We start from the raw sequence: 648 nt of genomic DNA, 5'->3' as shown, positions 1-648 counted from the left end.
ACGAGAAAAATAAACATGCTCTTAAATTGTCTGACAATCTAATTCGCTACACCATAAAAAAAATGATAGGCTATGATTCAAAATTTATCAAAGATGAAGATAAAGATCATTTAACAATCAGTTTTAGTAGGTATTACGATGAAGTATTGCCTACTTCAATTAAAAAGCAAATAACATGTCCGTATTTTATTAAACGTTGCTCCGAAATGGGTTTAACAAAACCTACTCAAACGGCCAAAACTAAAAGAAGAATTGCAGCTATATTAAGAAGTAAAAACAAAGAGAAAAACGACAGTGAGTATTTGTTAATTCAACAATTATCCAAAATCAACGAAAAGGTTCAGTTGGGAAGATTACTGAATCATCACAAATATGAATTTGGCGAAATAGTTGAATTAGACGCTTGTAGCGAAGCCTGAATTAAACATTTAAATGATTTTCATATCTATTTAGCAGTAGGTTCGGGAACTAAAAAGATTCTATCTTTATACGCTGAAAAAGAAGAAACAACACTGGGTTATATGAAACTATTAGAACAACTTTTTGCCCGATATGGCTATCCAATAGGCTTAAAAACTGATAGAAGAACTACTTTTTTCGCCAAACAGGAAAATAATACACCGATGGCAAAATGACTCAATTCTAAAA

The 648-nt window shown here is 31.0% G+C and carries 1 protein-coding gene; it reads left to right on the top strand.

Features of this window, described 5'->3' with window-relative positions; all coding sequences use genetic code 4:
* On the top strand, positions 1 to 648 hold a 648-nt coding region (locus NXS15_RS03800; protein ID WP_259290523.1), incomplete at both ends, for a hypothetical protein.

The sequence above is a fragment of the Mycoplasma sp. CSL7475-4 genome (assembly GCF_024834065.1).
In the GTDB taxonomy this organism is placed as follows: Bacteria; Bacillota_I; Bacilli_A; order Mycoplasmatales; family Metamycoplasmataceae; genus Mycoplasmopsis.
The sequence above is the reverse complement of the archived record's forward strand: the minus strand, read 5'-3'. Positions and strand labels throughout refer to the sequence as shown.